We start from the raw sequence: 26,087 nt of genomic DNA on the forward strand, positions 1-26,087 counted from the left end.
TTTACAAGCTGGAAAATGAGCATCTTGAATGCTTATTTCAACGCCGCAATGGCCGAGCGCAGTCGTTTGTATGCCCCTCGAAGCGACGACCCCCGGCCTTGGCCGGGGGTCGTCGCTGTCATCCGCGGTCTATCGAGGAGCCTGGTCACTCTTCCAGCAAGCGGCGCATGAAAGGCGGCAGCGCCAGGGCGCCGCGATGGGCCTCGACGGTGTAGTAGTCGAGCGGCAGCTCGTGCGCCGTGACATCCGTCTCGCGGAACGCGGTGACGTCGAGCGCCTTGCCTGCGAGGGTCACGCTCCACCAGCCGGAGGGATAGACCGGCTGCGGGAAGGGCAGCGTGGCCACGCTGTCGAAGCCGGCCTCGCGCATGTCGCGACGCAGTTCGCGGATGATGGTGCCGCTGTGATAGAGCGGCGACTCGCTCTGCTGCACCAGCACGCCGCCGGGACGCAGCACGCGATGACAGCGGCGCAGGAAGTCGGTCTTGAACAGCCCTTCGGCGGGCCCCACCGGATCGGTGGAGTCGATGATCAGCACGTCGACGCTTTCGTCGCCCGCCTCCTCGATCCACTGCACACCGTCGGCGAACATGAGCTCGGCGCGGGGATCGTCGTTGGACGCGGTGAGCGCCGGGAAGAAGCGCTCGGCGGCCAGGGTCACTTCCTCGTCGATATCGATCTGGGTGACCTTCTCGACGCCGGGATGACGCAGCACCTCGCGCAGGGTGCCGCAATCGCCGCCGCCGATGATCACCACCCGCCGCGGGGCGGCATGGGTGAACAGCGCGGGGTGGGCGATCATCTCGTGATAGAGGAAGTTGTCGCGATCGCTCAGCATCACGCAGCCGTCGAGCACCATCAGGTTGCCGTAGGTCTCGGTGGCGTAGACCTCGAGGTGCTGATAGGGGCTCTGCACCTCGTGCAGTTTCTCGGTGACCTTCAGCGAGAAGGCGCTGCCGTGGCTGTCGAAGACTTCGGTGAACCAGCCGGAACTGGAACCAGAGCCGAGGCCAGCATCGGGGCCGGAATCAAGAGAGGAGCTCATCGGGGACCCTCAAGGTAACGTGTGGAGAAGAGCGGGCCGCCGGCAAAGCGGCGGCCGCAAGATAGCCCAGGACGGCTAGCGAAGGAAGCCCCGGCGCAGCCCGTGGAGCGCCAGCACCGCGCAGCCGGCGCCCAATGTATTGGCCAGGATATCGGCCGGGTCGCCGCCGAAGCGCCCGGGCACCGCGATCTGGGCGAATTCGATCGCCACGCCGAACAGCGCGGCCGCGGCGAAGGCCAGTGGCAGACGCAGCCCGGCCAGTCCGCAGAGCCCGGCGATGGCGGCGTAGCCGAGGAAGTGGTTGGCCTTGTCCCAGGGCAACGCATCGGGCAGCTCGTCGCCCGGCATGAGGCTGCCCCAGGCAACCAACAGCGCCGCCACCGCGGCCAGCACCGCCCACAGCCGACGGCGGTCATGCCAGCGCCGCAGCCGCCCCGGGTCAGTCATGGGCGATGCGCTGATGATAGGCCGGGCTCAGTTCGTGCAGGGCGTCGAGAAAGGCGGTGACACGCTCCGGGTCGGTGAACTGGCTGATACCGTGCCCCAGGTTGAACACGTGGCCCGGCCCCTCGCCATAGCTGTCGAGAATGCGCGCCACTTCAGCGCGGATCGCCGAGGGCCGGGCGAACAGCACGTTGGGATCCAGGTTGCCCTGCAGGGCGACCCGATGGCCGACCCGCTGTCGAGCTCCGGCCAGCTCGGTGCTCCAGTCGAGCCCCAGGGCGTCGGCGCCGGTCGCCGCCAGGTCTTCGAGCCACTGGCCGCCGTTCTTGGTGAACAGGATCACCGGCACCCTGCGTCCCTCGTGCTCACGGATCAGGCCGGCGACGATCTGCTCCATGTAGCGCAGCGAGAATTCCAGATAGGCCGGCGTTGAGAGCGCCCCGCCCCAGGTATCGAAGATCTGCACGGCCTGGGCGCCGGCGCGAATCTGGGCATTGAGATAGTCGGTCACCGCCTGGGCCAGGGTGTCGAGCAGCCGGTGCATGGTGTCCGGCGTGTCATAGAGCATCGCCTTCACATGGCGGAAGTCCTTGCTCGAGGCGCCTTCCACCATGTAGGTGGCCAGCGTCCAGGGGCTGCCGGAAAAGCCGATCAGCGGCACCCGGCCGTTCAGCTCCCGGCGAATGGTCGTGACGGCGTTCATCACGTAGTCCAGGTCGCGCTCGGCATCGGGCACGCTGAGTGCCTCCACCGCTTCGGCGGTGCGCACCGGCTTGCGAAACTTGGGCCCCTCGCCGGTCTCGAAGTACAACCCCAGCCCCATGGCGTCGGGAATGGTGAGGATGTCCGAGAACAGGATGGCGGCATCCAGCGGATAGCGCTCCAGCGGCTGCAGGGTGACCTCACAGGCACGATCACGGTCGCGGCACAGGTCCATGAAGCTGCCGGCCTCGGCACGCACCTCGCGGTATTCCGGCAGGTAACGGCCGGCCTGGCGCATCATCCACACCGGGGTGCGGTCCACGGGCTGCCGCGCCAGGGCGCGCAGAAGGCGATCGTTGTTGAGTTCCATGCGGGCGCTCATCCACGGGAAATGTGGGCCACATTGTACCCCATCGACACCGCACGGGCTGCTCGTGAGCCCGTCATCGTCCTGATAGAATGCGAGCATATCCATCGGCCACGCCATGGTCATGCATCGAGGTACATCGTGACGATTCGCTACATCGCCGCCTCCCGGCTGCCCACGCCCTGGGCCACCTTCACCATGCACGGCTTCGAGGACGAAGCCACCGGCAAGGACCACATCGCGCTGACCCTGGGCGACGTCGGCGACGGCACACCGGTGCTGGGCCGCGTCCACTCCGAATGCCTGACCGGCGACGCACTGTTCTCCATGCGCTGCGACTGCGGCTACCAGCTCCAGGAAGCGCTCAAGCGCATCGCCGAGGAGGGCCGCGGCGTGCTGTTCTACCTGCGCCAGGAGGGTCGAGGCATCGGTCTGCTCAACAAGATCCGCGCCTACCACCTGCAGGACCAGGGTGCCGACACCGTGGAAGCCAACGAGCAGCTCGGATTCGCCGCCGACCTGCGCCGCTACGATCTCTGCCTGCCGATGCTCGAGCACCTGGGCATTGGCGCGCTGCGGCTGATGACCAACAACCCGCGCAAGGTCGATGCCCTGACCCGAGCAGGCGTCGAGGTCAGCGAGCGGGTGGGGCTGACCACCGGCCTCAATCCCCACAACGAGCACTATCTTTCCACCAAGGCCGGCAAGCTCGGCCACATGATGGTGCTGGGCGACTTTACGCAGGCCAGCGACGTGGACATCGAACGCAACAAGCCCTGAGCAGAGGAGCGGTATCGCTCAGGGCCGACGCGATGCCCCTGCTTTCCCCCTGCGTTGGATGACTTTCCCGACTGACGGGAACCTCCGCTTCGACGCCGACGTCGAAGCACAAAGGGAGGATCCGTCATGGCTCGGCACCCCGGCGACCCCGACTATTCGCTTCTCGAGGAGCTGCTGCACAGCGTCAGCCATGGCGTGGGAGCGCTGCTGAGCGTCGCCGGGATGGTAGCGCTGGTCGCCATCAGCAGCCGCGGCCTGACCGCGAGCCCGCACAAGATCGCCGCCGTCTCCCTATACGGCACCACCCTGGTGCTGCTCTACACCGCCTCGACGCTCTACCACAGTACGCGCCACCCCGGCCTCAAGCGCGCCTTCAGGCTCCTCGATCACTGCGCGATCTATACCTTGATCGCCGGCACCTATACGCCCTTCTTGATGGTCAATCTGCAGGATTCGCTCGGCGAGCCGCTACTGGCGGTGATCTGGACCCTCGCCGTCGCCGGGATCGCCCTCAAGCTATGGCGTCCCTGGGAGCTGGGCGGCCTGCACATGGCCATCTACCTGCTGATGGGCTGGCTGATACTGGTCGCCGCCGGAGAGCTCGACGGCGCCCTGTCAATGACCGGTATCGGCCTGCTGGTCGCCGGCGGCCTGACCTACTCCCTGGGACTGGTGTTCTTCGCAGTCCGCGCCATCCCCTTCAACCACGCCGCCTGGCACCTGTGCGTGATGGGCGGCAGCGCCTGCCACTACGCCGCCGTGGTCACCGACGTGCTGCCCTACCCGGGCTGAGGCGCCCCACCCGGCCGGAACATAGTCAGGCGTTATCGACGCCATAGCATCGTTTCCCTTTGCTAATTGTTAGTCAGCTATTATTATTGTCGCTATCAAACACGCCCGACGAAGGAATCTCACATGAAACTCAAGTTGATCACCGCTAGCCTGCTGCTCGCCGCCCTGCCCCTGGCCGCCCAGGCCGACCCGGCCACCGAGCGGGCACTCCAGCTGCACCAGGAGTCGCTGTCCACCGCGCCCGTGTCCCAGGACACTGCCACCGACAGCGCCTCCCGCCAGGCGCCGGCCGACTGGGGCGGCAGCGAGGCCATGGCCCAGGCCCGTCTGCGCCTGAATGCCCAGCCCCAGGCGACACAGATCGTCGCCAGCGACGACGCCATCGACCTGGCCCGCCAGGCGACCCAGGGCTGACAGCACCGGGTCGATGGCATGGCCGCTCCCTCGCGGGGGCGGCCTGGTCAGTCGCGGCCGCCGCCGTCCGCTGGCAGACTCAGCCAGAAGACGGTGGCGGCCGCGTCGCTTTCGCACCACGCCTCCCCACCGTGCAGCTGCGCCACGGAACGCACGATGGCAAGCCCCAGGCCGCCGGTGCCCGCCGGCCGCGAGCGCGCCGGATCGCCGCGATAGAAGCGCTCGAAGAGCCGCTCCCGCTCGGCGTCGTGAATCGGTGCTCCGTGGCTGATCACCCCGAGGCGGAGCCTCCCGGCCTCCGGCCGCGATACCAGGCGGATCTCGGTGCCGCTGCCGCCATGGCGCAGCGCGTTGTCGATGAGGTTGGCAAGCGCCCGGCGCAGCAGGTCGAGATTGGCCGTCACCCGCCCTTGCGTGCGATTGACCAGCGAGCGGCCGTCGTCCTCGGCCATGCCCTCGAAGTAGTCGCACAGCTGGTCGACGAGGGTCCCCAGGTCGAGCACCTCGCGGGGCAGCGTTTGCGACGGCTGCTCGGTACGCGCCAGGAACAGCATGGTCTCGATCATGCGCGACAGCCGCTCGTACTCCTCGACGTGAGAACCCAGCAGTTGGCGGTACTCCTCCGAGGCACGCTCACGCTGCAAGGCCTGCTGGGTCGCCCCCAGCAGGTTGCCCAGCGGCGTGCGCATCTCGTGGGCCAGATCCTCGGAGAAGCGTGACAGCTGGGCAAAGCCCTCCTCCAGGCGCGCCAGCATCTGGTTGAGCGCACGGCTCAGCTCGCGCAGCTCCGTCGTTTCGTCGCTCGCCTCCAGGCGCTGGTGCAGGTGCGCCACGTCGATCATGCGCGCACGATCGGCCAACCGCCTGACCGGGCGCAGCCCACGCCGAGCGACGGCCCAGCCCAGCACACAGGCCAGCACCGCGCCCACTCCCATGGCGAGCCATAGCCGCAGCCGATAGGCGGCCAGCATCCGCTCGCGCTCGTCGAGCGTCTTGCCGGCCACCAGGGTCAGGCGTCGCCCGTCATGGTCGAGGCTGCGCCAGGCCAGGCGCGTCGCCTCGACGGCGGGATGCTCGCCGAGGCGCCCTTCCGGTGCCGACGGCAGTTCGGGCACCGGCAGGCCCGGCGGATTGACCTCGATCAGCGGCGTGCCCTGCGCATCGAGTATCCACAGCAGGCTTTCGCGATTGCCCAGCATGTTGGCGTAGAGCAGCGGTCGGCGGCGCAGCGCCGCGATGCTCTCACCGTCGTCCAGCAGCGCCTCCATGCGCTCGAGGCGGCCCTGCAGCATCTGGTCGTCGCGCCAGGCGATCTGCTCGCCCAGGGCGTGGTAGAGGTAGGCGCCCAGGCCACCGAGCAGCACCAGCGTCACCAACGCGAAGAGCAGCGACAGCCGCAGCGACAGGGAGGACGGCCCACGCATCAGCTGCGATCCTCCAGCACGTAGCCCATGCCACGCTCGGTGTGGATCAGCCGGTGCGGGAAGGGGTCATCGACCTTGGCCCGCAGCCTCCGCACGGCCACCTCGACCACGTTGGTGTCGCTGTCGAAGTTCATCCCCCACACCTCGGAAGCGATCAGGGTCCGCGACAGCACCTCGCCCTCGCGCTCCAGCAGCAGCTGCAGCAGCGCGAACTCCTGATTGGTCAGCGACAGCCGCGCCTCGCCCCGCGTCACCCGCCGCTTCAGCACATCCATGTGCAGGTCGGCCACCTGGTAGCGCTCCCGCTCGCGGGGCGGGCCGCGGCGCAGCAGGGTCCGCACCCGGGCCAGCAGCTCGACGAAGGAGAAGGGCTTGACCAGGTAATCGTCGGCGCCCAGCTCCAGCCCCTTGACGCGATACTCCACGGCGTCCCGGGCGGTCAGGAACAGCACCGGCACCTGGCTGCGACGCCGGATCAGCCGCAGCAGCTCCCAGCCGTCGAGCCCAGGCAGCATGACGTCGAGGATGATCAGGTCGAAGTTGGCTTCCTCGATCAGGTGCCGGCCGTCCAGCCCGTCCCGGGCCACCTCGACCCGGTAGCCGGCCTCGCCGAGCCCTCGGGACAGGTAGTCGGCGGTCTTGCTTTCGTCCTCCACCAGCAGGATGCGCATGAATCGGGCCCTCGTGAAATGACGCCACAGGCTAGCCCGATGCGCATGGGCTGCCCATTACAAAGTCGTAATCCTCGCGTCAGGAAGTCGACGGCGCGACGCTGTCAGGCTGGCGTCTCCATCATCACAGGAGAGCCTTCCATGCGCCTATCCCGAACGCTGATCGCCGCCCTCGGCCTGTGTGCCGCCGCCCCGGCCCTGGCCGCCGACAATCCGCTGAGCGTACACGTGCTCGATATCCAGTCCGGCCAGCCGTCGCCGGGCGTCGAGGTCCAGCTCGAGAAGCAGACCGAGAGCGGCTGGGAGACCCTGGCCACCGGCACCACGGCCGAGTCGGGCCGCATCTCGGCGCTCTATCCCGACGACCAGCCCTTTACCCCGGGGATCTACCGCGTGACCTTCGAGACCGGCGACTGGTTCGCCGCACACGATACCCAGACCTTCTTCCCGGAAATCCCGGTGCCCTTCGAAGTGACCGACAGCGCCCAGCACTACCATATCCCGCTGCTGCTCAGCCCCTACGGGTATTCCACCTACCGCGGCAGCTAACGCGGCGCCGGCCCGCCGAATGCAAGAAGCCCCCGACCTCGGTCAGGGGCTTCCTTGCGTTGGCGCATGGTGCAAAGCGCGGTCAGGCGGTGGCTCGGGCCTTGCGGATGCGCTCGTAGGCGTTGCCGATCTCGCTGGTGCGCTCCTTGGCGACCTCGCGCATGCTCTCGGGCATGCCCTTGGCGGCCAGCTTGTCGGGGTGATTCTCGCTCATCAGCCGCCGATAGGCCTTCTTGATCTCGGCATCGCTGGCCTCGGCCGAGACCCCCAGCACCTGGTAGGCGTCCTCCAGGGAAGGGCCCGAGTCGCCCGCCGCCTCGGGTCCGCCGCGCAGCATCGCCTCGATCTGGGCGATCTCGGCCTCGGAGCAGCCCAGCCCACGCATCACCCGCATCAGCATCTCCTGCTCGGCGGGATGCAGCTGTCCGTCGGCGGCGATCGCCGCCAGCTGAACCTGCAGGAACACCTGGCGCAGCGCCGGCTGGGAACCGACGATCTGGCGTACCTTGGCCAGCTCGGCGTCCAGGTCGAAGTCCGCGCTCTTGCCGCGGGTGAAGTCGGCCCGCGCCTTGGCGCGCTGGGTCTCGCCGAGACGCAGGCGATCCCAGAGCTTGCGCGAGGCCTCGAGCTCGTCCTCGGAGACCCGGCCGTCGGCCTTGCACAGGCAGCCCATGACCGCGAAGGTCGACTCGAGGAACTGCGCCTGTACCCCGGCCAGCTTGCCCAGCATGCTCTTGCGCAGGCGCTGCACCAGCCAGTAGCCGAGGCCGCCGCCGATCAAGAGCCCCAGGGGGCCGCCGATCCACAGGCCCAGCAGTGCACCGATAATAATGGCCATCATCATGGCGTCTCTCCCTGTTCCGTGGCGGCGGGGGCATTCCCCAGCCGGCGGCGAATCGCGGCCTCGATGCCCTCGGCGTCGAGGCCGCATTCGGTCAATAGCTCCGCCGGCTTGCCGTGCTCGACGAAGGTATCCGGCAGGCCCAACTGGAGCAGCGCGACGCCGAGCCCATCGGCGGCCAGCAGCTCGCCCACGCCGCTGCCGGCGCCGCCGGCCACCACGTTCTCCTCCAGGGTCACCAGCAGGTCGTGATTGGCGGCCGCGGCCAGCACCGCCTCGCGGTCCAGCGGCTTGACCGAGCGCATGTTGAGGTGGGTGGCATCGAGCCGCTCGGCCACCTCGGCGGCCGGGCCATTGAGGCTGCCGAAGGCCAGCAGCGCAACCTTCGGGCCCCCGCTGCCGGCGCGGCGACGCAGCTGCGCCTCGCCGATCGGCAGCGGCTCCAGATGCTCGGGCATCTCGACGCCCGGCCCGGTGCCGCGCGGATAGCGCACCGCGGCGGGCCCCGGATGATGGTAGGCGGCGCTGAGCATGGCCCGGCATTCGGCCTCGTCGGCCGGCGCCAGCACCACCATGCCCGGCACGCAGCGCAGGTAGGACAGGTCCAGGGCGCCGTGGTGGGTCGGACCGTCCTCACCGACCAGGCCGGCCCGGTCGATGGCGAAGGTCACATCCAGTTCCTGCACCGCCACGTCGTGGATCAGCTGGTCGTAGCCGCGCTGCAGGAAGGTGGAGTAGATCGCCACCACCGGCTTCATGGCCTCGCAGGCCAGGCCAGCGGCCAGCGTCACGGCATGCTGTTCGGCGATCGCCACGTCGTAGTAGCGCTCGGGGTATTCCTGGGAGAAGCGGATCAGGTCCGAGCCCTCGCGCATCGCCGGGGTAACGCCGATCAGCCGTTCGTCGGCCGCCGCCATGTCGCACAGCCAGTCGCCGAAGACGTTACAGTACTTCTGCTTTTTCTTTGGCGGCGGCGCGGAGGGCTTGAGCGGCGGCGGGGTGTTGCCGTTCTTTTCCGGCTCGTTCTTTTCCAACTTCGTGATCGCATGGTAGCCGATGGGATCGGCCTCGGCGGGCAGGAAGCCGCGCCCCTTGCGGGTCTTCACGTGCAGGAACTGCGGCCCCTCCAGGTCGCGCATGTTGCGCAGCGTCTGGGTCAGGGTCGCCAGGTCGTGACCGTCGATGGGGCCGATATAGTTGAAGCCCATCTCCTCGAACAGGGTCGCCGGACTGACCATGCCCTTCATGTGCTCCTCGGTGCGCCGCGCCAGCTCCAGCGCCCCGGGCAGGTGCGAGAGCACCTTCTTGCCGCCCTCGCGCATGCTGGTATAGGGCTTGCTGGCCAGGATCCGCGCCAGGTAGCTGGCGATGCCGCCGACGTTCTCGGAGATCGACATCTCGTTGTCGTTGAGCACCACCAGCAGGTTGGCATCCACATGGCCGGCATGGGCCAGGGCCTCGAAGGCCATTCCCGCGGTCAGCGCCCCGTCGCCGATCACCGCGCAGGCCCGGCGTTTCTCGCCGCGGGTGCGCGCGGCCAGCGCCATGCCCAGCGCCGCGGAGATCGAAGTACTGGAATGGCCGACGCCGAAGGTGTCGTACTCCGACTCGGCGCGCCGCGGAAAGGCCGCCAGGCCGCCGTACTGGCGGATCCCGGTCATGGCTTCGCGGCGCCCGGTGAGGATCTTGTGGGGATAGGCCTGGTGGCCGACGTCCCACACCAGGCGGTCGTGGGGCGTTTCCAGGGCATGGTGCAGCGCCACCGTGAGCTCCACGACGCCGAGGCCGGCACCGAAGTGCCCGCCCGAGACGCCCACGCTGTAGAGCAGGTAGGCGCGCAGTTCGTCGGCCACCTGGGCGAGCTGGGCATCGTCCATGGCCCGCAGGGCGGCCGGCGTCTCCAGGGTGTCGAGCAGCGGCGTCGCCGGACGCTCGACCGGAATGTCATCGAACAGCTTCATGAAGGCTCTATCTGTCAGGGAAGCCGGCATGGGCCTCCTCAGTGGTCACGCTCGATCATGTATCGGGCCAGTGCGGCCAGGGGCGCAGCGGCATCGCCCAGCGGCGCCAGTGCCGCCACGCCCTCATCGACCAGCTCGGCGGCCCGGGCCCGCGCGCCCTCCAGCCCCAGCAGGCTGGGATAGGTCGGCTTGTCGCGGGCGGCATCGGCGCCGGAGGCCTTGCCCAGGGTGGCCGTGTCGCCGGTGACGTCGAGCACATCGTCGTGGACCTGGAAGGCCAGGCCGATGGCCTCGGCGTAGCGTTCCAGGGCGGCCAGCCGCGGGTCGTCCTCGGCTACCGCGACCAGGCCACCCAGCCTCACTGCGGCGCGAATCAGCGCGCCGGTCTTGTGGCGATGCATGGTGGCCAGCGCCGTCACGTCAGGGTGGCCGCCCACGGCGGCCAGGTCCAGCGCTTGTCCCGCCACCATGCCATCACGACCGGCGGCGCGGGCCAGGGTGGCGATCATCGCCGGCAGCCGCGGATGGGCCGTCGTGGCCAGAACCTCGAAGGCCAGCGCCTGGAGGGCGTCGCCGGCGAGGATCGCCGTGGCCTCGTCATAGGCCCGATGCACCGTGGGCTGACCGCGCCGCAGGTCATCGTCATCCATCGCCGGCAGGTCGTCGTGAACCAGCGAGTAGGCGTGAATCAGCTCCAGCGCCGCCGCCGGTGCGTCCAGCGCCGTCTCGTCGGCACCCAGGGCACGGCCGACGGCATAGACCAGTACCGGCCGCAGGCGCTTGCCGCCGACCAGCACGCCGTGGCGCATCGCCGCTTCGAGGCGTGGCGACGGGGCCGGCCGTTCAGCGAAGAGGCGCTCCAGGGTGGCATCGGCTCGCGCCCGGTCGGCGGCCAGTCGCACCGCCAGGTTATCAGCGTTCACCATCGTCCTCCGCGGGCGGGGCAAAGGGCCGGAGGTCCATGCCACCGTCTTCGCCTTCGGTCAGGGTGCGCACCTTGAGCTCGGCCTCGTCGAGGCGGCGCTGTGCATCGCGGGTCAAACGCACGCCTTGCTCGAAGGCCTCAAGCGAGCCCTCCAGCGTCAGTTCGCCGGACTCCAGCCGCGACACCAGCGCCTCCAGGCGCTCGACGGTCGCGGCGAAGTCCGTCGGGGCGGCCTCGTCTCCGGGCTCGCTGTGCTGTTCCGCCATGGCTTTCCTCGTCGGTCGCTCCCACCATGAGGGCGACAGTATACACGCTCCCCCCCGGGGGTCGTCTGCCCCGTCAGGGTCGCGGCCCAGGCCGCGCGAGCCGGGGCGTGTCATGCAAGCGCCTCATGTCGGCAGCGCAGCATTTTCATCTTGGCGCCCCGTGGCTGTGGTAACATCTGTGGCCTCATTTCGAGCCGGCACCGGCCCAGGCCTCCGCGACCTGGCGGGTTCCATCGCTCCCCCACCTTGAACCGCAAGCGGCGCACACCTAAGAAGGGGTTGATTCGACCATGGCCAAGACGTCCCTGGACAAGAGCAAGATCAAGATCCTGCTGCTCGAGGGCATCCACCAGAGCGCGGTGGATAACTTACTCAACGCCGGGTACACCAACATCGAGCACCTGCCGACCTCGATGGACGAGGAAACGCTGATCGACAAGATCCGCGACGTCCACTTCATCGGCATCCGCTCCCGGACCCAGCTCAACGAGCGCGTCTTCGACGCCGCGGAGAAGCTGGTGGCCGTGGGCTGCTTCTGCATCGGCACCAACCAGGTCGACCTGGACGCGGCGCTGGCGCGCGGCATCCCGGTATTCAACGCGCCCTACTCCAACACCCGCTCGGTGGCCGAGCTGGTGCTGGCCGAATCGATCATGCTGCTGCGCGGCATCCCCGAGAAGAGCACCCGCGCCCACCAGGGCGGCTGGCTGAAGTCGGCCAAGAACTCCCACGAGGCCCGCGGCAAGACCCTGGGCATCGTCGGCTACGGCAGCATCGGCGCCCAGCTCTCGGTGCTCGCCGAATCGCTCGGCTTCGACGTCATCTACTACGACGTGGTCACCAAGCTGGGCATGGGCAACGCCCGCCAGGTGGGCAGCCTCGAGGAGCTGCTGGCCCGCGCCGACATCGTCAGCCTGCACGTGCCGGACCTGCCCTCCACCCGCTGGATGATCGGCGAGGAGCAGATCGCGCTGATGAAGCCGGGCAGCATCCTGATCAACGCCTCCCGCGGCAGCGTGGTGGTCATCGAGGCGCTGGCCGAGGCGCTCGAGGCCGGCCGCCTCAACGGCGCCGCAGTGGACGTCTTCCCGGTGGAACCCAAGGGCAACAACGAGGAGTTCGTCAGCCCGCTGCGCGGCCTGGCCAACGTCATCCTCACCCCGCATATCGGCGGCTCCACCCTGGAGGCCCAGGAAAACATCGGTATCGAGGTCTCCGAAAAGCTGGTGACCTACTCCGACAACGGCACCACCATCACCTCGGTCAACTTCCCCGAGGTGGCGCTGCCGGCCCATCCCGGCAAGCATCGCCTGCTGCACATCCATGACAACGTGCCGGGCGTGCTGTCCGAGATCAACAAGGTGCTGTCCGAGAACGACATCAACATCCTCGGCCAGTACCTGCAGACCAATGAGCGCATCGGCTACGTGGTCATCGACGTCGACAAGGACTATGGCCCCAAGGCTCTGGAGGCGCTGAGCCAGGTCGCCCATACCAAGCGGGTGCGGGTGCTCTATTCCGAGTCCAGCTACGAGGGCTGAAGCCAGCCGGCCGTTCACACGGCGCCGTACCTCGACCGCCGCCGCGTCATCGACGCGGCGGTTTTTTTCGCGATAATGATGAGCCGGCGACACACCGCTCGCCATCACCCTTCGCCTCAGGAATGCCGCCATGCCGACCGGACCGGCCTATCTCATCGTGGTACTGGTGTGGGCCACCACGCCACTGGGCATCAAGTGGAGCGCCGAGGCCGGCGCGCCGATCGGCAGCGTGATGCTGCGCATGCTGATCGCCCTGGTCGCCGGCGTCCTGATCCTCGCCGTACTGCGCCGAGGGCTGCGCCGCGACCGCCGAGCACTGGCCAGCTACGCGGCCGCGGTCCCCGGGGTGTTCGGCGCCATGGCACTGAGCTATCACGCCTCTCAGCAGCTGCCCTCGGGGCTGCTTTCGGTGATGTTCGGCATGGCCCCGCTGATCTCGGGGCTGATCCTCCAGGCGCTGCCCGGAGCCCGCAAGCTGCGCCGCTGGCATTGGTTCGGCTGCGCCCTGGGCGTGGTGGGGCTTGGCGTCGTATTCCTCGACGGCCTCGGCGTGGGCGGCGGCCAGCTCGGCGCCCTGATCATGATGCTCGCGGCGGTCACCCTGTTCAGCGGCAGCGGCATCGCCGTGCAGCGCGTGGCGGCAGGCCTCGGCCCCCTGGAGCAGACCGTCGGCGCCCTGGCGCTGAGCCTGCCCTGCTTCCTGGCCCTGTGGCTGGCCAGCGGCGAGCCGCTGACCATTCCGCTCACCGAGCGTGGCCGCTGGGCGGTGCTCTACCTGGCGGTGTTCGGCTCGCTGATCGGCTTCCTCTGCTACTACCTGATCCTCTCGCGACTGCACGCCGCCACCGTGGCCCTGGTGACCCTGATCACGCCAATCCTGGCACTGGGCCTCGGCATGCTGCTGAACCAGGAACGCCCCTCGGCCTCGATGCTGATCGGCGCCGCACTGATCCTGGTGGCACTGGGCGCCTATCTGTTCGGCGACCGGCTGAGCCGGCTCAAGGCCGCGGCACTTGCCCGAGAGCAGACCCCCGACGAACGCCGTTGAGCGTTCGTCTTGACAGTCGCGCAAAACCCTCTCATTTTGTACACAATCCTTGATTCATCCACGACACAGCGTCGTACACAACACCACAAAGGCACCTGAACCAAGGCTCCGGTCCCTCGGCCATGCTGGAAAAGTCGGCGAGCGAAGGTCAGACAAGGCAAAAATCAGCGAGAAAGCGGAGTTTACTAGACGTAAATGAGCATTTTGAGCTGATTTTTAACGCCGTATGGCCAAGCGCAGACACTTTTGCGGCATTGCCGAACGAGACTTGGGTAACCCTTTGTCCACCCTGCCGCCCCCGGCGGCGTTTCAGGAGGACAATCATGACCGAGAACGCACAGACCCTGTGGATCCGCCACCCCCGCGCCTGCAGCGACCCCAAGGCCGCCGGCGGCGTGGTGGTGCGCGGTGAGCGCATCGTCGAGGCGGTGCCGGCGGGCGGCACGCCCGACACTCCGGTCGACGCGAGCTTCGACGCCTCGGATCACGTGCTGCTGCCGGGTCTGGTCAACACCCATCATCACTTCTACCAGACCCTGACGCGTGCCTATTCGCCGGCGCTGAACAAGGAACTCTTTCCCTGGCTGACCACCCTCTACGACGTCTGGGCCCACCTCGACGAGTCGCAGATGGCGGTGGCCAGCGAGCTGGCCATGGTCGAGCTGTTGATGAGCGGCTGCACCACCGTGGCCGATCACCACTACGTGTTCTCCGGCGCCCTTGCCCAGGCCATCGACGTGCAGGTGGAAACCGCCCAGCGCCTCGGCGTACGCGCCGCCCTGACCCGCGGCTCGATGAGCGTGGGTCGCGATGACGGCGGCCTGCCGCCACAGTCGGTGGTCCAGGACGAGCGCACCATCCTCGACGAGAGCGCGCGGCTGATCGATGCCCACCACCAGCGCGGTGACGGCGCCATGACCACCATCGCCCTGGCGCCCTGCTCGCCGTTCTCGGTGAGCCGCGAGCTGATGCAGGAGAGCGCCCGCCTGGCCGAGGCGAAGGACGTGCGCCTGCACACCCACCTGGCCGAGACCGAGGACGAGACCGCCTACTGCGAGCGGCTGTTCGGCATGCGCCCGCTGGACTACCTGGAGGCCACTGGATGGCTGTCCGCCCGCACCTGGCTGGCCCACGGCATCCACTTCAACGACGAGGAAATCGCTCGGCTGGGTGCCGCGGGCACCGGCATCGCCCACTGCCCCTCCTCGAACATGGTGCTGGGCTCGGGGCTGTGCCGCACCCTGGATCTGGAAGCCGCCGGCTGTCCGGTGGGCCTGGCGGTGGACGGCTCCGCCTCCAACGACCATTCCAACCTCGCCGAGGAGATGCGCCAGGCGCTGCTGCTGGGGCGGCTGCGCTACGCTCCGAGCCGGGTCACCCACGATGACGTGATCCGCTGGGCGACCCAGGGCTCGGCCGGCTGCCTGGGCCGCGACGACATCGGCGGCCTGGCGCCCGGCCAGCAGGCCGACCTGGCGCTGTTCCGCCTCGACGAGCCGCGCTTCTCGGGCGCGGAGAATCCCATCGCCGCCCTGCTGCTGTGTGGCGCCCACCGCGCCGATCGCGTGATGGTCGCCGGGCAGTGGCGGGTGACCGAGGGCCGGCCGGTCGGCGTCGATCTCGACGCCCTGCTGGCCCGCCATGACCAGGCTGCCAAGGCGCTACGCAGCGCCGTCTAGTTCGAACGGGTTTCCAACAACGACAACAGGAGAGACCACCCATGTCGACACCCGATACCGCCACCGAGGCCAAGGCGCCGAAGGTGCGCAGTACCCACGACGTCAATGCCATGCCGCCGCTCGGCCGGGCGATTCCGCTGGGCATCCAGCACATCCTGGCGATGTTCGTCAGCAACGTCACCGTGCCGATCATCATTGCTGGCGCCGCCGACCTCCCCGAGGACCAGACGACGCTGATGATCCAGGCGGCCATGTTCGTGGCCGGGGTAGCGACCCTGGTGCAATCGCTGGGCCTCGGCCCCATCGGCGCTCGGCTGCCGATCGTCATGGGCACCAGCTTCGGCTTCGTGCCGGTGCTGATCCCCATCGCCGTGGGCATGGGCATTCCGGCGGCGCTCGGCGCGGCCTTGTGCGGCGGCATCGCCATGGCCCTAGTGGGGCTCTTCCTGCCCTGGTTCCGCTTCCTGTTCCCGCCGGTGGTCACCGGGGTCTTCGTGGTCATGATCGGCACGCTGCTGATGCCGGTGGGCTTCGCCTACGCCGGTGGCGGCTTCGGTGCCGACGACTTCGGTGCCGCACACAACCTGCTGCTGGCCGCCCTGGTGCTGGTGGTGACGCTCGGCCTGCACCAGTTCGGCCGCGGCATCTGGTCCGAGACCGCGCCGTTGATCGGCCTGCTGGTGGGCTATGGCAGCGCGCTGGCGTTCGGCGTCGTCGACTTCTCCTCCATCGGCTCGGCCGACTGGTTCTCGCTGCCGACGCCGTTCGCCATCGGCGTGGAGTTCCACCTCTCGGCGATCCTGCCGGTGGTGCTGCTGGCCGTGGTCACCTGCGCCGAGTCGATCGGCGACATCGTCGGCACCACCGCCGGCGGCATGGACCGCGAACCCACCCACAAGGAGCTCTCCGGCGGGGTGATGGCCGACGGCCTGTCCAGCGTGTTCGCCGCCGTCTTCAACGCCTTCCCGCAGATCAGCTTCAGTCAGAACGTCGGCATCGTCGCCCTCACCGGGGTGGTCAGCCGCTTCGTGGTGGCCATCGGCGGCGGCTTCCTGGTACTGGCCGGCCTGGTACCCAAGCTGGGTGGACTGATCTCGAGCATTCCCAATGCCGTGCTGGGCGGGGCGGTGCTGATCATGTTCGGCATGATCGCCAGCGCCGGCATCAAGATGCTCTCCCACATCGACTTCAACAAGCGCAACATGGTGATCATCGGCATCTCGCTGTCGGCGGCCATCGGCCTGCCCGCCCAGGAGGGCCTCTACGCCGGCTACACCGAGAACGTCCAGGCGATCATCGAATCCGGGCTGATCCCCGGCGCGCTGTGCGCCATCATCTTGAACCTGGTGCTGCCCAAGCACGACCGCACCTTCCGCGACGACGTCTGACCCCACCGGCCGCCCCAATGGGGCGGCCACGCTTTCCCCGCGGGTCGGCAAGCCGGCCCCTATCTCCCTTCTCTTCCGTCGCCGGCCCCGGCGCCGCGTCCCAGCATCGAGGCGCGTTTCCGGCGCGCAGGCGTCCATCGATGGAAACCATTTCCGCAGGCAAGACAGGCCGCGCTTGAGCGGGTATGCTGATAGCTCCAGAGCAGTCGCAGCAGGAGATCAGGCAGTGAGTGAAGTCAAGCGCAGAACGGCGGGACGACCGGCATCGGGCAAGAGCAGTGGCGGCCACAGCCAGTCCCTGGTGCGCGGGCTAAACCTGCTGGAGCGCCTGGCGGGCAGCCCCGGCGGCCTGGCGCTGTCGGAGATCGCCGAACAGGCGGAACTCGCCCCCTCCACCACCCACCGGCTGCTCCAGGCCCTGCAGAGCCAGGGCTATGTCACCCAGGACAACGAGCTCGGGATGTGGAAGATCGACGTCAAGACCTTTCGCATCGGCAACAGCTTCCTCGAGGCTCGCGACTTCGTCGGCACCAGCCGGCCCTTCCTGCGCCGGCTGACCGCCCAGACCGGCGAAACCGCCAACCTCGGCGTGCGCGACGGCAGTACCGCGGTGTTCCTGGCCCAGAGCGAGTCACCGCAAATGATGCGCATGATCACCCGCCTGGGCTCCCGGGCCCCGCTGCACGCCTCCGGCGTCGGCAAGGCGCTGATGGCCTGGCTGCCCGACGACGAGCTCGAACGCGTGCTCGACGAACGCGGCCTGGCACGCGTCACGACCAACACCATCCACGATACCGTCGCGCTACGCGAAAGCCTGGCCGAGATCCGCCGCCAGGGTTACGCCTGCGATCGCGAAGAGCACGCCATCGGCCTGCACTGCGTGGCCGCCTGCATCCACGACGAGCAGGGCATTCCGCTGGCAGCCATCTCGGTCTCCGGCCCCATGGCGCGGATTCCCGAGGAGCGTCTCACCGAGCTCGGCGAGCAGGTTCGCGACGCCGCCGAGGAGATCACCGCCCGGCTGGGCGGCCGTATCCCCGCCCACGACGAGGCCCTGGCCTGACCCGGGCCCGGCGCTTCCGCCGGGCCCCTCTCCTCACGCCTCTCTATCTCACTCCCCTTCCAGCCGCCCCAGTTGCCCCTCCAACCGAGCCATCAGCTCGAACAGCTGGCGGTACTCATCCACGCTCAGCGGCGCGACCAGCTCCGCCTCCCAGGCCCGCGCCTCGGGAATCAGTTCCTCCAGCAGCGCCAGCCCCGCCTCGGTAAGACGCAGCTCGTGACGGCGCTGGTCCTCCGGCGATGGCCGCCGCCGAATCAGCCCCCGATCCTCCAGCGCCTGCACCGCCCGGGATACCCGCGCCTTGTCCATGCGCGTGGCCTCGCGAATCTGCTTGGCGGTCAACTGCTCGCGATGATGCAGCCAGGCCAGCACCCGCCACTGGGCCACGCTCAGGTCGTGGCGCGTCTCGTAGAGGCGGGCCAGGGCCTGGCTGATGCGATCGGCCAGGCTGTTGAGGCGATAGGGCAGGAAATGATCGAGATCGAAGCTCGTCGGCGCGGCATCGTCGGTGGGCATGGGCATCACTCTGCGAGTCAGTTCGGGAAGGGCCGGGAAATGGTTGCATATGAAACCAACAGGGTCTAGCCTTGGCATAGTTTCACTTGAAACCATTTTTGCCCAGGAGGTCGTAAAGAATGACAACATCGCTCGACTATCAGCCGGGCTTCCGGAACCACGTTGCCACCGAGGCCCTGCCCGGTGCGCTTCCCGAAGGCCAGAACTCTCCCCAGCGCTGCCCCTACGACCTCTACGCCGAGCAGCTCTCCGGGTCGGCCTTCACCGCCCCACGCCCCCACAACCTGCGCAGCTGGCTGTATCGCATCCGTCCCTCGGTAGTGCAGAGCGCCTACCGGCCGCTGGAGGCGGGCCGCGTGGCCACCGCGCCGCCGGCCCGCCCCGCCGCGGATCCCAACCAGATGCGCTGGGACCCCGCCCCGCTGCCCGAGGCGCCTACCGACTTCATCGACGGCCTGCTGACCGTCGCCGTCAACGGCGACGCCGCCGCCCAGACCGGCTGCGGGGTGCACGTCTACGCCTTCAACCGCGACATGACCGAGCGCTTCTTCTACGACGCCGACGGCGAGCTGCTGATCGTGCCCCAGCTGGGCACCCTGCGGCTGCGCACCGAGCTCGGCGAGCTCGAGGTGGGCAGCGGCGAGATCGCCGTGATCCCGCGTGGCATCAAGTTCCAGGTGCGCCTGGCCGGGGGCAGCGACGGTTCTCGCGAAACACAGGCCCGGGGCTATGTCTGCGAGAATTACGGCAGCCCCCTGGAGCTGCCCGGCCTGGGGCCGATCGGCGCCAACGGCCTGGCCAACCCGCGCGATTTCCTGACCCCGGTGGCCGCCTTCGAGGACCGCCAGGGCGAGTTCGAGCTGGTGGCCAAGTTTTCCGGCCGCTTCTGGAGCACCCGGCTCGACCACTCGCCGCTGGACGTGGTGGCCTGGCACGGCAACTACGCGCCCTACAAGTACGACCTGGCATGCTTCAACACCATCAACAGCGTGAGCTTCGATCACCCTGATCCGTCGATCTTTACCGTGCTGACTTCGCCCTCGGACACCGCCGGCACGGCCAACGTCGATTTCGTGATCTTCCCGCCGCGCTGGATGGTGGCCGAAGGCACCTTCCGTCCGCCCTACTTCCATCGCAACCTGATGAGCGAGTTCATGGGCCTGATCCACGGCGAGTACGACGCCAAGGCAGAGGGCTTCGTGCCCGGCGGCGCCAGCCTGCACAACTGCATGTCGCCCCACGGGCCCGATGCCGACACCTTCGAGAAGGCCAGCAAGGCGAAACTCGAACCGCAATATCAAGGCAATACGCTGGCCTTCATGTTCGAGAGCCGCTACGTCTTCCACCCCACCGAGGCCGCGCTTGCCGCCGACTTCCGCCAGCACGACTACGTGGACGTCTGGTCGACCCTGCGTGCCCACTTCGACCCGAACACGCCCTGACACCCTGACACGGACGAGGCCAAAGGCCTCGTCGACGACAAGAGGACCGCTTCCATGAAACTGGCTACCCTGAACGTCGGCCGCGACGGCGAACTGATCATCGTCTCCCGGGACCTGACCCGCGTGGTGAGCGCCACCGGGATCGCTGCCACGCTGCAGCAGGCGATCGAGGACTGGGACGCGCTCGCCCCGCGCCTGGAAGAGCGCTACGCAGCGCTCAACGAGGGCCGCGCCGAGGGCGCCTTCGAGCTCGACATGGCCGCCCTGCACTCGCCGCTGCCACGAACCTACGACTGGGCCGACGGCTCCGCCTACCTCAATCACGTCCAGCTGGTGCGCCAGGCGCGCAACGCCGAGATGCCCGAGACCTTCTGGACCGACCCGCTGATGTACCAGGGCGGCGGCGATCGCTTCCTGGCCCCGAGCGCCGACATCGAGGCGATCAGCGAGGAGCACGGCATCGACTTCGAGGGCGAGATCGCGGTGATCACCGACGACGTGCCGATGGCGGTGACGCCCGAGCAGGCCGCCGGCCACATCAAGCTGATCATGCTGGTCAACGACGTCAGCCTGCGCGGCCTGATCCCCGGCGAACTGGCCAAGGGCTTCGGCTTCTTCCAGGCCAAGCCGGCCTCCAGCTTCTCGCCGATCTGCGTGACCCCGGACGAGCTGGGCGACGCCTGGAAGGACGGCCGCGTCCACCTGCCGCTGACCGTGCACCTCAACGGCGATAAGTTCGGCGAGCCCGAGGCCGGCCCGGACATGATCTTCGGCTTCCCCGAGCTGGTCGCCCACGCCGCCCGCACCCGCTACCTGGGTGCCGGCGCGGTGATCGGCTCGGGCACCGTCTCCAACCCCGACGCCGACGGCGGCCCCGGCAAGCCAGTGGCCGACGGCGGGGTGGGTTACAGCTGCCTGGCCGAGGTGCGGATGGTCGAGACGATCCTCCACGGCAGCGCCAGGACCCCCTTCATGCGCTTCGGCGATCGGGTGCGCATCGAGATGTTCGACCGCGACGGCAAGAGCATCTTCGGCGCCATCGACCAGCGGGTCGTGCAATATCAGGCCAAGTAAGCCCCAGGAGAGAGGCAAATGACGACGCTCTACGGCTATTTCCGCTCGTCGGCCGCCTACCGGGTGCGCATCGCGCTGAACCTCAAGGGTCTGGCGTACGACCAGGCCCCGGTCAACCTGGTCAAGGGAGAACAGCGCGGCGAGGCCCACCTGGCGCGCCACCCGCAGGGTCTGGTGCCGGTGCTGGAGACCGACGACGGGCTACGGCTGACCCAGTCGCTGGCGATCTGCGAGTATCTGGAGGAGTGCCACCCGACCCCGGCGCTGCTGCCAGAACACCCCGCCGACCGCGCCCGGGTGCGCGCCCTGGCCCAGCTGGTGGCCTGCGAAATCCATCCGCTCGACAATCTGCGGGTGCTCAAGTACCTGGTGGGCGAGCTCGGCGTCGACGACGCGGCCAAGCTGGCCTGGTACCGGCACTGGGTCCACGAGGGCTTCGCCGCCCTGGAGACCCAGCTCAGCCGCGAGGCCGGCAGCGGCGAGTTCTGCCACGGCGACACCCCGACCCTGGCCGACATCTGCCTGGTGCCCCAGGTGTTCAACGCCGAGCGCTTCGAGTGCGACCTCTCGGCCTACCCGCGGATCCGGCGTATCGCCGGGAACGCCCGGGCGCTGGAAGCGTTCAGGAAAGCGGCCCCCGAGGAGCAGCCCGACGCGAGCTGAGGTACAATAAGCGGGCTAAGGAAGCACCGAAGCCCGTTCCTTCCGGTGGCTTCCTGACGATGACGGGCGTGGCGCAGGCGACGCCCGTCATCGTTGGTGACCATTCACTCACCGAGGAGACGCCGTGCTGAGGCCGACTTCCGCCGCTACCGTCGCCGTGCTTGCCGCCCTGACCGCGCTGGGACCACTGGCTACCGACATGTATCTGCCCGCCATGCCGGCCATGGCCGAGGCGCTCGGCGCCAGCCCCGAGCGGGTCCAGCTCACGCTCAGCGTCTACATGGCCGGCTTTGCCCTGGCCCAGCTGTTCTGCGGCCCGGTCTCCGACCGCTTCGGGCGCCGCCCGGTGATGATCGCCGGCTTCGGCCTCTTCCTGGTGGCCAGCCTGCTGTGCGCCCTGGCGCCGGACATCGAATGGCTGCTGCTTGGCCGATTCCTGCAGGCGCTGGGCGGCGCCGCCGGGCCGGTATTGGCCCGGGCCGCGGTGCGCGACATCCACGGCCCGGTCGAGGCCGGGCGGGTGCTCTCCTACATGGCCAGCGTCATGGCCATGGCCCCGGCCCTGGCCCCCATCGTCGGCGCGGGGCTGCTGACCACGTTCGGCTGGACCGCCATCTTCTGGCTGCTGGCGGGCTACGCGGTGCTGATGCTGGCGATCCTGGCCTGGTGGCTGCCCGAGCCGCTGCCCGCCGAGCGCCGCCAGTCCATCGCCCCGGGCGCCATCCTCGCCAACTACCGGATGCTGCTCGGCCAGCGCGCCTTCGTCGGCTACACGCTGACCAACGCCACCGCCTTCGCCGGCATGTTCGCCTTCCTGTCCGGCTCTTCCTTCGTGCTGATCGAGTACCTGGGGGTATCGCCGGGGCTCTACGGCGTGCTGTTCACGCTGATCGTCGGCGGTTTCTTCACCGGCAGCATGCTCAGCGGGCGCTACAGCCGGCGGCTGGGGCGCGATCGACTGCTGTCACGCGCCACCCTGCTCTGCGCGCTGGGCGGCGTGACCATGGCCGCCCTGGCGCTGCTCGGCGTCCATACCGCCTGGGCCATCATCCTGCCGCACATCGTCTACATGATCGGCTTCGGCATCGTCATGCCGCAGAGCATGGCCGGGGCCCTGGCGCCCAACCCGCAGTGCGCCGGCTCGGCCTCCTCGCTGTTCGGCTTCCTGCAGATGACCATCGCCGCCCTGGGCGGGGCCATGGTCGGCCAGTTCCACGACGGCACCTCGCTCGCCATGACCCTGGCCATCGGGCTATCCGGCGTACTGGCCCTGGCGGCCTATGCCCGGCTGGTCAAAGCGAGACAAACGCACGACCTGGCGACCGATGGCTCCCACGCCCGGTGAACGACTCCGCGTCATCGCTCCAACCACGACTCGATGCAAGGAGGTAAATCTCGCTCTCCCCAGAGCTCAGCGGTTGCTCCCCTTCAAGCGAAAAAAGGCCGGCTCGCAATGACAAGCCGGCCAAGTGCGGCCAAGAGGACCGCATTCCGCATCGAAGCCTATAAAAACAGCAAGGAGAGAGTCGGGATAGCAACCAAGAGCCCGATCCGCAATGTATCGGCGAACAGGAAGGGAACAATGCCACGGCTGACGGTCCCCATTGTCGTACCGGGACCATACTTCTGAACAATGAACAGGTTCATACCCATGGGAGGCGTGATCAGCCCAATCTCCACCACCATCAGTGCGATGATGCCGAACCAGATCGACTTGCCCGTGGAATCCAGGCCAAACAGGTCCAACCCGAGGACAATCGGGTAGAAGATCGGGATGGTCAGCAGGATCATCGACAAAGAGTCCATTACACAGCCGAGCAGCAGATAGATCACCAGGATGCACAGCAAGACGCTCAGCGGCGCGAGTCCACTGCCCATCACCCAGTCGGCCAGTTCGGCGGGCATCTGGCTTAGGGCAAGCCCGCTATTGAGCAGGTCGGCCCCCACCACGACCAGATAGATCATCGCCGTCGCTTCGGCGGTCCCGAGCAGGCTCCGGTAGAGCCCAGCGCGGCGCATACCACCGCGCAGGAACGCATATCCACCGCAGGCGGCGGCCCCGATCGAGGCGGCCTCGGTGAGGTTGGCCCAGCCGCCGTAGATGCCGAAGATGATCACGACGAAGATCAGGATGACCGGCACCACCTCCCAGAGAGCATCGAGCCTTTCGCGCCAGTCATGCCTCGGGGCAGGCGGGACATCGCGCATGGTACGGGTCGCGACCAGGCGGATCACCACCATGTAGCCCAGCATGGCGATCACCCCGGGGACCACGGCGGCCATAAACAGCTTAGCAATCGACTCCTGCGTCAGCACGGCGTAGATGATCAAGGGAACCGAGGGAGGAATCAGGATTCCCAGGGTTCCCGCCGCGGCGACGGTACCGGCGGCGAGGCGCTTGTCATAATGGTGGCGCGCCAGCTCCGGCATCGCGACCTGGCTCATCGTCGTTGCCGTCGCGAGGGACGAGCCACAGATGGCACCGAAGCCGGCGCAGGCCCCGGCCGCGGACATCGCAAGCCCACCTCGCCAGTGGCCAATGAAGGCCGCCGCGGCCCGAAACAGGGCCCGCGACAGGCCGCCGTGGATCGCAAATTGCCCCATCAGCACAAACAGCGGAATGACCGCCAGGTCATAGCTCGAGAAGCGCGCATAGACGAGGTTATTGAGGGTGAAGAGCAGGGCATTGGTATCCCCCTCGTTTACTATCAGGTAACAGCCAACTCCCGCAAGCAGCATTCCCACGCCGACATGAATGCGCAGGCCGAGCATGATCATCAGCACCGCCAGGACGATCGCGCCTATCTCGAGTCCACTCATGAGCGCACCTCACTATCATCATCCAATCGGGTCCCGACACTTACCACGCCGCGGTATAGGGCACACAGCGACAGCAGCAATAGGCCCGGCACCAGGGCGAACTGCGGAATCCACAGCGGCACGCTCAGCATGGTGCTGATGGCGCCATAGGCGTAGCTATCGGCCGCCATCAGCGCGGTGCGCCAGGCCAGCAGGGCCGCGATGCCCGCCAAGGCGACATGACTTACGCCGAGCAGGATACGGTTGGCCACTGGCGTGAAGAGCCCCGCGGTCAGGTCCACTCGAATATGGCTGTCATTCATCTCACAGAGAGGCAAGAAGGCCGCCACGGCGACGGCGATCGACATCTGCAGCAGCTCGATATCGCCAGGAACAGGTGCGGAGAACAGCTTTCGTCCCACCAGAGAAACGAGTGACATCGCGATCATCGCCAGGACGATGGCACCACCCGCCACAGCGCAACCAATCGAGAGTCGACGCAACACATTTTCCATCTTTATGACTCCCAAGACAGGAACTTCGCCCGAGACCGCCCCCTTCATTGCAGATTCGGCGCCTTCTGCTCGACGATCTGTTGCAGTCCCTCGACCAGCACCTGTCGGTCGATACCGCCGGCATTCGATGCCGCCCAATCCTCGATGATCGGGCGCGAGGCATCACGCATGGCGACGTATTCCTCGTCGCTCAGGGTGATCACGGTGTGGTCGGGATCCGCACTGATATCGCTACGGACGGAGTCGATGGCGCGATCCCAGGACTCGCCGAAGCGGACGGACAGCGCACGTCCGCTGAGCTCGTTCAGGATCTTGCGCAGATCCTCGGGCATGCCTTCATAGCTGCGCTTGTTCATCAGCATCGCCAGGGTCGTCACGGTAGGCGTGGCCTGATTCTCCGCTGTCTGGGAGTGGTAGTGAGTGACCTCATCCAGCTTGGTCGGCGGCACAACCTCCCAGACCGCCATGGCCCCATCGATGACGCCTTTGGCCAGGGTGTCGGCGATCTGGGCCGGCGGCATGCTGACCGGCGTGCCTCCCAGAGAGTCGATCAGAGACGCGGCCATTCGCGTCGATGCCCTCAGGCGTAAACCCTCCATGTCGTCCATGTCATGGACGGCCGTATCCGCCGTATGGATGCTGCCACCCCCGTCGCTCTGGAGGGCGAGAACCTTGTAATCCTCGAAATCCTCCTGGGCATATTGTTGATAGAAATCCCAAGCAATGTCGCTGCCCTCGACGCCTCCGCCCGGCAGCATGAAAGGCAGCTCCAGCGCCTCGCTGCGCGGGAAGCGTCCCGCCGAATAGCCGAGTGCCGTCCAGGCGATATCGATCACGCCATTCCGCACCATATCTGCCAGCTGCGCCGGATTACCGCCCAGCTGCATCGAGGGGTAAATCTGGCATTCGATGTGTCCTTCCGATCGATTTTCCAGGTCATTACACCAGGGTTCGATGACATTCTGCTGGGCATTCGACACGGCCGGCAGGAAATGCATGATCCTTAGCGTCACAGTGTCGCTGGCCAGGGCCATCGGCGATGCCAAGGCGGCTCCCATCGTCAGTGACGCGAATAATCGCTTACTTGTTCTATTCATGATGTTTTGCCTCTCATCGACTGTCGATGACGACCCATGTCGTCGTTCGCGCATTTATTAAGATATTAATGTTAATAACTT

At 67.8% G+C, this 26,087-nt stretch carries 26 protein-coding genes; 13 read left to right on the top strand and 13 right to left on the bottom strand.

Annotated features, from left to right (window positions below; all coding sequences use genetic code 11):
- Positions 1 to 145 precede the first annotated feature (145 nt).
- The 3 genes from speE to hemE all read right to left on the bottom strand — a co-directional run bounded on the left by speE (position 146) and on the right by hemE (position 2,561).
- The gene (speE, locus tag FHR96_RS11265) at positions 146 to 1,045 is read right to left on the bottom strand and encodes a polyamine aminopropyltransferase (RefSeq protein WP_183387781.1); all 900 of its coding nucleotides are present in this window, start codon (positions 1,043 to 1,045) and stop codon (positions 146 to 148) included.
- Positions 1,046 to 1,120: 75 nt separating this feature from the next.
- Positions 1,121 to 1,492, bottom strand: coding sequence for a VanZ family protein (locus FHR96_RS11270; protein WP_183387782.1), 372 nt, complete (start codon positions 1,490 to 1,492; stop codon positions 1,121 to 1,123).
- Positions 1,485 to 2,561, bottom strand: coding sequence for a uroporphyrinogen decarboxylase (gene hemE, locus FHR96_RS11275; RefSeq protein WP_183387783.1), 1,077 nt, complete (start codon positions 2,559 to 2,561; stop codon positions 1,485 to 1,487). Before hemE ends, FHR96_RS11270 begins: the two co-directional genes overlap by 8 nt.
- 138 nt (positions 2,562 to 2,699) lie before the next feature.
- On the opposite strand from hemE, the gene ribA reads away from it, so the two are divergent.
- From ribA to FHR96_RS11290, 3 genes are all read left to right on the top strand, one after another.
- Positions 2,700 to 3,338, top strand: a complete 639-nt coding sequence (gene ribA / locus FHR96_RS11280; protein ID WP_183387784.1) for a GTP cyclohydrolase II — start codon at positions 2,700 to 2,702, stop codon at positions 3,336 to 3,338.
- A 126-nt stretch (positions 3,339 to 3,464) separates the two neighbouring features.
- The gene (trhA, locus tag FHR96_RS11285; RefSeq protein ID WP_183387785.1) at positions 3,465 to 4,130 is read left to right on the top strand and encodes a PAQR family membrane homeostasis protein TrhA; all 666 of its coding nucleotides are present in this window, start codon (positions 3,465 to 3,467) and stop codon (positions 4,128 to 4,130) included.
- Between the two features lie 123 nt (positions 4,131 to 4,253).
- Positions 4,254 to 4,544: a hypothetical protein gene (locus FHR96_RS11290; protein WP_183387786.1), complete on the top strand. Its 291-nt coding sequence runs from the start codon at positions 4,254 to 4,256 to the stop codon at positions 4,542 to 4,544.
- 47 nt (positions 4,545 to 4,591) lie between these two features.
- Here the strand turns inward: FHR96_RS11290 and FHR96_RS11295 are convergent, their stop codons facing one another.
- Positions 4,592 to 5,968: a heavy metal sensor histidine kinase gene (locus tag FHR96_RS11295; RefSeq protein WP_221195786.1), complete on the bottom strand. Its 1,377-nt coding sequence runs from the start codon at positions 5,966 to 5,968 to the stop codon at positions 4,592 to 4,594.
- Positions 5,968 to 6,639: a heavy metal response regulator transcription factor gene (locus FHR96_RS11300; RefSeq protein ID WP_183387787.1), complete on the bottom strand. Its 672-nt coding sequence runs from the start codon at positions 6,637 to 6,639 to the stop codon at positions 5,968 to 5,970. Before FHR96_RS11300 ends, FHR96_RS11295 begins: the two co-directional genes overlap by 1 nt.
- 141 nt (positions 6,640 to 6,780) lie before the next feature.
- Here FHR96_RS11300 and uraH point away from each other — a divergent pair, with 141 nt between their 5' ends.
- On the top strand, positions 6,781 to 7,188 hold the full coding sequence (gene uraH / locus FHR96_RS11305; RefSeq protein WP_183387788.1) for a hydroxyisourate hydrolase: 408 nt from the start codon (positions 6,781 to 6,783) through the stop codon (positions 7,186 to 7,188).
- 82 nt (positions 7,189 to 7,270) lie between these two features.
- On the opposite strand, the gene djlA is transcribed toward uraH, so the two are convergent.
- Genes djlA through FHR96_RS11325 form a run of 4 tightly spaced genes read right to left on the bottom strand, consistent with a single transcriptional unit; the run spans position 7,271 to position 11,181 of the window.
- Positions 7,271 to 8,032: a co-chaperone DjlA gene (djlA, locus tag FHR96_RS11310; protein ID WP_183387789.1), complete on the bottom strand. Its 762-nt coding sequence runs from the start codon at positions 8,030 to 8,032 to the stop codon at positions 7,271 to 7,273.
- On the bottom strand, positions 8,029 to 9,990 hold the full coding sequence (dxs, locus tag FHR96_RS11315; protein ID WP_183387851.1) for a 1-deoxy-D-xylulose-5-phosphate synthase: 1,962 nt from the start codon (positions 9,988 to 9,990) through the stop codon (positions 8,029 to 8,031). Before dxs ends, djlA begins: the two co-directional genes overlap by 4 nt.
- Before the next feature lie 38 nt (positions 9,991 to 10,028).
- Entirely contained in the window at positions 10,029 to 10,916 is an 888-nt protein-coding gene (gene ispA / locus FHR96_RS11320; protein WP_183387790.1) for a (2E,6E)-farnesyl diphosphate synthase, read from the bottom strand.
- Positions 10,903 to 11,181, bottom strand: coding sequence for an exodeoxyribonuclease VII small subunit (locus FHR96_RS11325; RefSeq protein ID WP_183387791.1), 279 nt, complete (start codon positions 11,179 to 11,181; stop codon positions 10,903 to 10,905). The genes ispA and FHR96_RS11325 overlap by 14 nt, the downstream gene beginning before the upstream one ends.
- 290 nt (positions 11,182 to 11,471) lie before the next feature.
- Between FHR96_RS11325 and serA the strand changes: the two genes are divergently transcribed.
- From serA to bhcR, 5 genes are all read left to right on the top strand, one after another.
- On the top strand, positions 11,472 to 12,722 hold the full coding sequence (gene serA / locus FHR96_RS11330; protein ID WP_183387792.1) for a phosphoglycerate dehydrogenase: 1,251 nt from the start codon (positions 11,472 to 11,474) through the stop codon (positions 12,720 to 12,722).
- A 130-nt stretch (positions 12,723 to 12,852) separates the two neighbouring features.
- Positions 12,853 to 13,770: a DMT family transporter gene (locus FHR96_RS11335; RefSeq protein ID WP_183387793.1), complete on the top strand. Its 918-nt coding sequence runs from the start codon at positions 12,853 to 12,855 to the stop codon at positions 13,768 to 13,770.
- Between the two features lie 323 nt (positions 13,771 to 14,093).
- Entirely contained in the window at positions 14,094 to 15,449 is a 1,356-nt protein-coding gene (locus FHR96_RS11340) for an 8-oxoguanine deaminase (RefSeq protein WP_183387794.1), read from the top strand.
- Positions 15,450 to 15,490: 41 nt separating this feature from the next.
- On the top strand, positions 15,491 to 16,837 hold the full coding sequence (locus FHR96_RS11345; protein WP_183387795.1) for a uracil-xanthine permease family protein: 1,347 nt from the start codon (positions 15,491 to 15,493) through the stop codon (positions 16,835 to 16,837).
- A gap of 226 nt (positions 16,838 to 17,063) precedes the next feature.
- Positions 17,064 to 17,900, top strand: coding sequence for an HTH-type transcriptional regulator BhcR (bhcR, locus tag FHR96_RS11350; protein WP_183387796.1), 837 nt, complete (start codon positions 17,064 to 17,066; stop codon positions 17,898 to 17,900).
- Positions 17,901 to 17,948: 48 nt separating this feature from the next.
- On the opposite strand, the gene FHR96_RS11355 is transcribed toward bhcR, so the two are convergent.
- Positions 17,949 to 18,416, bottom strand: a complete 468-nt coding sequence (locus FHR96_RS11355) for a MarR family winged helix-turn-helix transcriptional regulator (protein ID WP_183387797.1) — start codon at positions 18,414 to 18,416, stop codon at positions 17,949 to 17,951.
- Between the two features lie 119 nt (positions 18,417 to 18,535).
- On the opposite strand from FHR96_RS11355, the gene hmgA reads away from it, so the two are divergent.
- The 4 genes from hmgA (at position 18,536) to FHR96_RS11375 (ending at position 22,940) form a co-directional block, all read left to right on the top strand.
- Complete coding sequence (gene hmgA, locus FHR96_RS11360) at positions 18,536 to 19,858, top strand: homogentisate 1,2-dioxygenase (protein WP_183387798.1); 1,323 nt, start codon at positions 18,536 to 18,538, stop codon at positions 19,856 to 19,858.
- Between the two features lie 54 nt (positions 19,859 to 19,912).
- Positions 19,913 to 20,932 (top strand): fumarylacetoacetate hydrolase family protein, encoded by a 1,020-nt coding sequence (locus FHR96_RS11365; protein WP_183387799.1) that lies wholly within the window; start codon positions 19,913 to 19,915, stop codon positions 20,930 to 20,932.
- A gap of 18 nt (positions 20,933 to 20,950) precedes the next feature.
- A complete protein-coding gene (gene maiA / locus FHR96_RS11370) occupies positions 20,951 to 21,595 on the top strand; it encodes a maleylacetoacetate isomerase (protein WP_183387800.1) in 645 nt (214 codons plus the stop codon).
- A 124-nt stretch (positions 21,596 to 21,719) separates the two neighbouring features.
- Entirely contained in the window at positions 21,720 to 22,940 is a 1,221-nt protein-coding gene (locus FHR96_RS11375) for a Bcr/CflA family efflux MFS transporter (protein WP_183387801.1), read from the top strand.
- A 158-nt stretch (positions 22,941 to 23,098) separates the two neighbouring features.
- Here the strand turns inward: FHR96_RS11375 and FHR96_RS11380 are convergent, their stop codons facing one another.
- Genes FHR96_RS11380 through FHR96_RS11390 form a run of 3 tightly spaced genes read right to left on the bottom strand, consistent with a single transcriptional unit; the run spans position 23,099 to position 25,955 of the window.
- Entirely contained in the window at positions 23,099 to 24,415 is a 1,317-nt protein-coding gene (locus FHR96_RS11380; protein WP_183387802.1) for a TRAP transporter large permease, read from the bottom strand.
- Positions 24,412 to 24,909 carry a TRAP transporter small permease gene (locus FHR96_RS11385; protein WP_183387803.1) on the bottom strand — a complete coding sequence of 166 codons (498 nt, stop codon included), beginning with the start codon at positions 24,907 to 24,909 and terminating at the stop codon, positions 24,412 to 24,414. Before FHR96_RS11385 ends, FHR96_RS11380 begins: the two co-directional genes overlap by 4 nt.
- Before the next feature lie 44 nt (positions 24,910 to 24,953).
- Positions 24,954 to 25,955, bottom strand: coding sequence for a TRAP transporter substrate-binding protein (locus tag FHR96_RS11390; RefSeq protein WP_246392896.1), 1,002 nt, complete (start codon positions 25,953 to 25,955; stop codon positions 24,954 to 24,956).
- Positions 25,956 to 26,087 lie beyond the last annotated feature (132 nt).

It is taken from the genome of Halomonas organivorans (genome assembly GCF_014192055.1).
Taxonomy (GTDB): domain Bacteria; phylum Pseudomonadota; class Gammaproteobacteria; order Pseudomonadales; family Halomonadaceae; genus Halomonas; species Halomonas organivorans.

Coding starts and splice junctions, on each gene's coding strand:
- speE (WP_183387781.1), bottom strand. CDS start 1,045: ATGAGCTCCTCTCTTGATTCCGGCCCCGATGCTGGCCTCGGCTCTGGT.
- FHR96_RS11270 (WP_183387782.1), bottom strand. CDS start 1,492: ATGACTGACCCGGGGCGGCTGCGGCGCTGGCATGACCGCCGTCGGCTG.
- hemE (WP_183387783.1), bottom strand. CDS start 2,561: ATGGAACTCAACAACGATCGCCTTCTGCGCGCCCTGGCGCGGCAGCCC.
- trhA (WP_183387785.1), top strand. CDS start 3,465: ATGGCTCGGCACCCCGGCGACCCCGACTATTCGCTTCTCGAGGAGCTG.
- FHR96_RS11290 (WP_183387786.1), top strand. CDS start 4,254: ATGAAACTCAAGTTGATCACCGCTAGCCTGCTGCTCGCCGCCCTGCCC.
- FHR96_RS11295 (WP_221195786.1), bottom strand. CDS start 5,968: ATGCGTGGGCCGTCCTCCCTGTCGCTGCGGCTGTCGCTGCTCTTCGCG.
- FHR96_RS11300 (WP_183387787.1), bottom strand. CDS start 6,639: ATGCGCATCCTGCTGGTGGAGGACGAAAGCAAGACCGCCGACTACCTG.
- uraH (WP_183387788.1), top strand. CDS start 6,781: ATGCGCCTATCCCGAACGCTGATCGCCGCCCTCGGCCTGTGTGCCGCC.
- djlA (WP_183387789.1), bottom strand. CDS start 8,032: ATGATGATGGCCATTATTATCGGTGCACTGCTGGGCCTGTGGATCGGC.
- dxs (WP_183387851.1), bottom strand. CDS start 9,990: ATGAAGCTGTTCGATGACATTCCGGTCGAGCGTCCGGCGACGCCGCTG.
- ispA (WP_183387790.1), bottom strand. CDS start 10,916: ATGGTGAACGCTGATAACCTGGCGGTGCGACTGGCCGCCGACCGGGCG.
- FHR96_RS11325 (WP_183387791.1), bottom strand. CDS start 11,181: ATGGCGGAACAGCACAGCGAGCCCGGAGACGAGGCCGCCCCGACGGAC.
- serA (WP_183387792.1), top strand. CDS start 11,472: ATGGCCAAGACGTCCCTGGACAAGAGCAAGATCAAGATCCTGCTGCTC.
- FHR96_RS11335 (WP_183387793.1), top strand. CDS start 12,853: ATGCCGACCGGACCGGCCTATCTCATCGTGGTACTGGTGTGGGCCACC.
- FHR96_RS11340 (WP_183387794.1), top strand. CDS start 14,094: ATGACCGAGAACGCACAGACCCTGTGGATCCGCCACCCCCGCGCCTGC.
- FHR96_RS11345 (WP_183387795.1), top strand. CDS start 15,491: ATGTCGACACCCGATACCGCCACCGAGGCCAAGGCGCCGAAGGTGCGC.
- FHR96_RS11355 (WP_183387797.1), bottom strand. CDS start 18,416: ATGCCCACCGACGATGCCGCGCCGACGAGCTTCGATCTCGATCATTTC.
- hmgA (WP_183387798.1), top strand. CDS start 18,536: ATGACAACATCGCTCGACTATCAGCCGGGCTTCCGGAACCACGTTGCC.
- FHR96_RS11365 (WP_183387799.1), top strand. CDS start 19,913: ATGAAACTGGCTACCCTGAACGTCGGCCGCGACGGCGAACTGATCATC.
- maiA (WP_183387800.1), top strand. CDS start 20,951: ATGACGACGCTCTACGGCTATTTCCGCTCGTCGGCCGCCTACCGGGTG.
- FHR96_RS11380 (WP_183387802.1), bottom strand. CDS start 24,415: ATGAGTGGACTCGAGATAGGCGCGATCGTCCTGGCGGTGCTGATGATC.
- FHR96_RS11385 (WP_183387803.1), bottom strand. CDS start 24,909: ATGGAAAATGTGTTGCGTCGACTCTCGATTGGTTGCGCTGTGGCGGGT.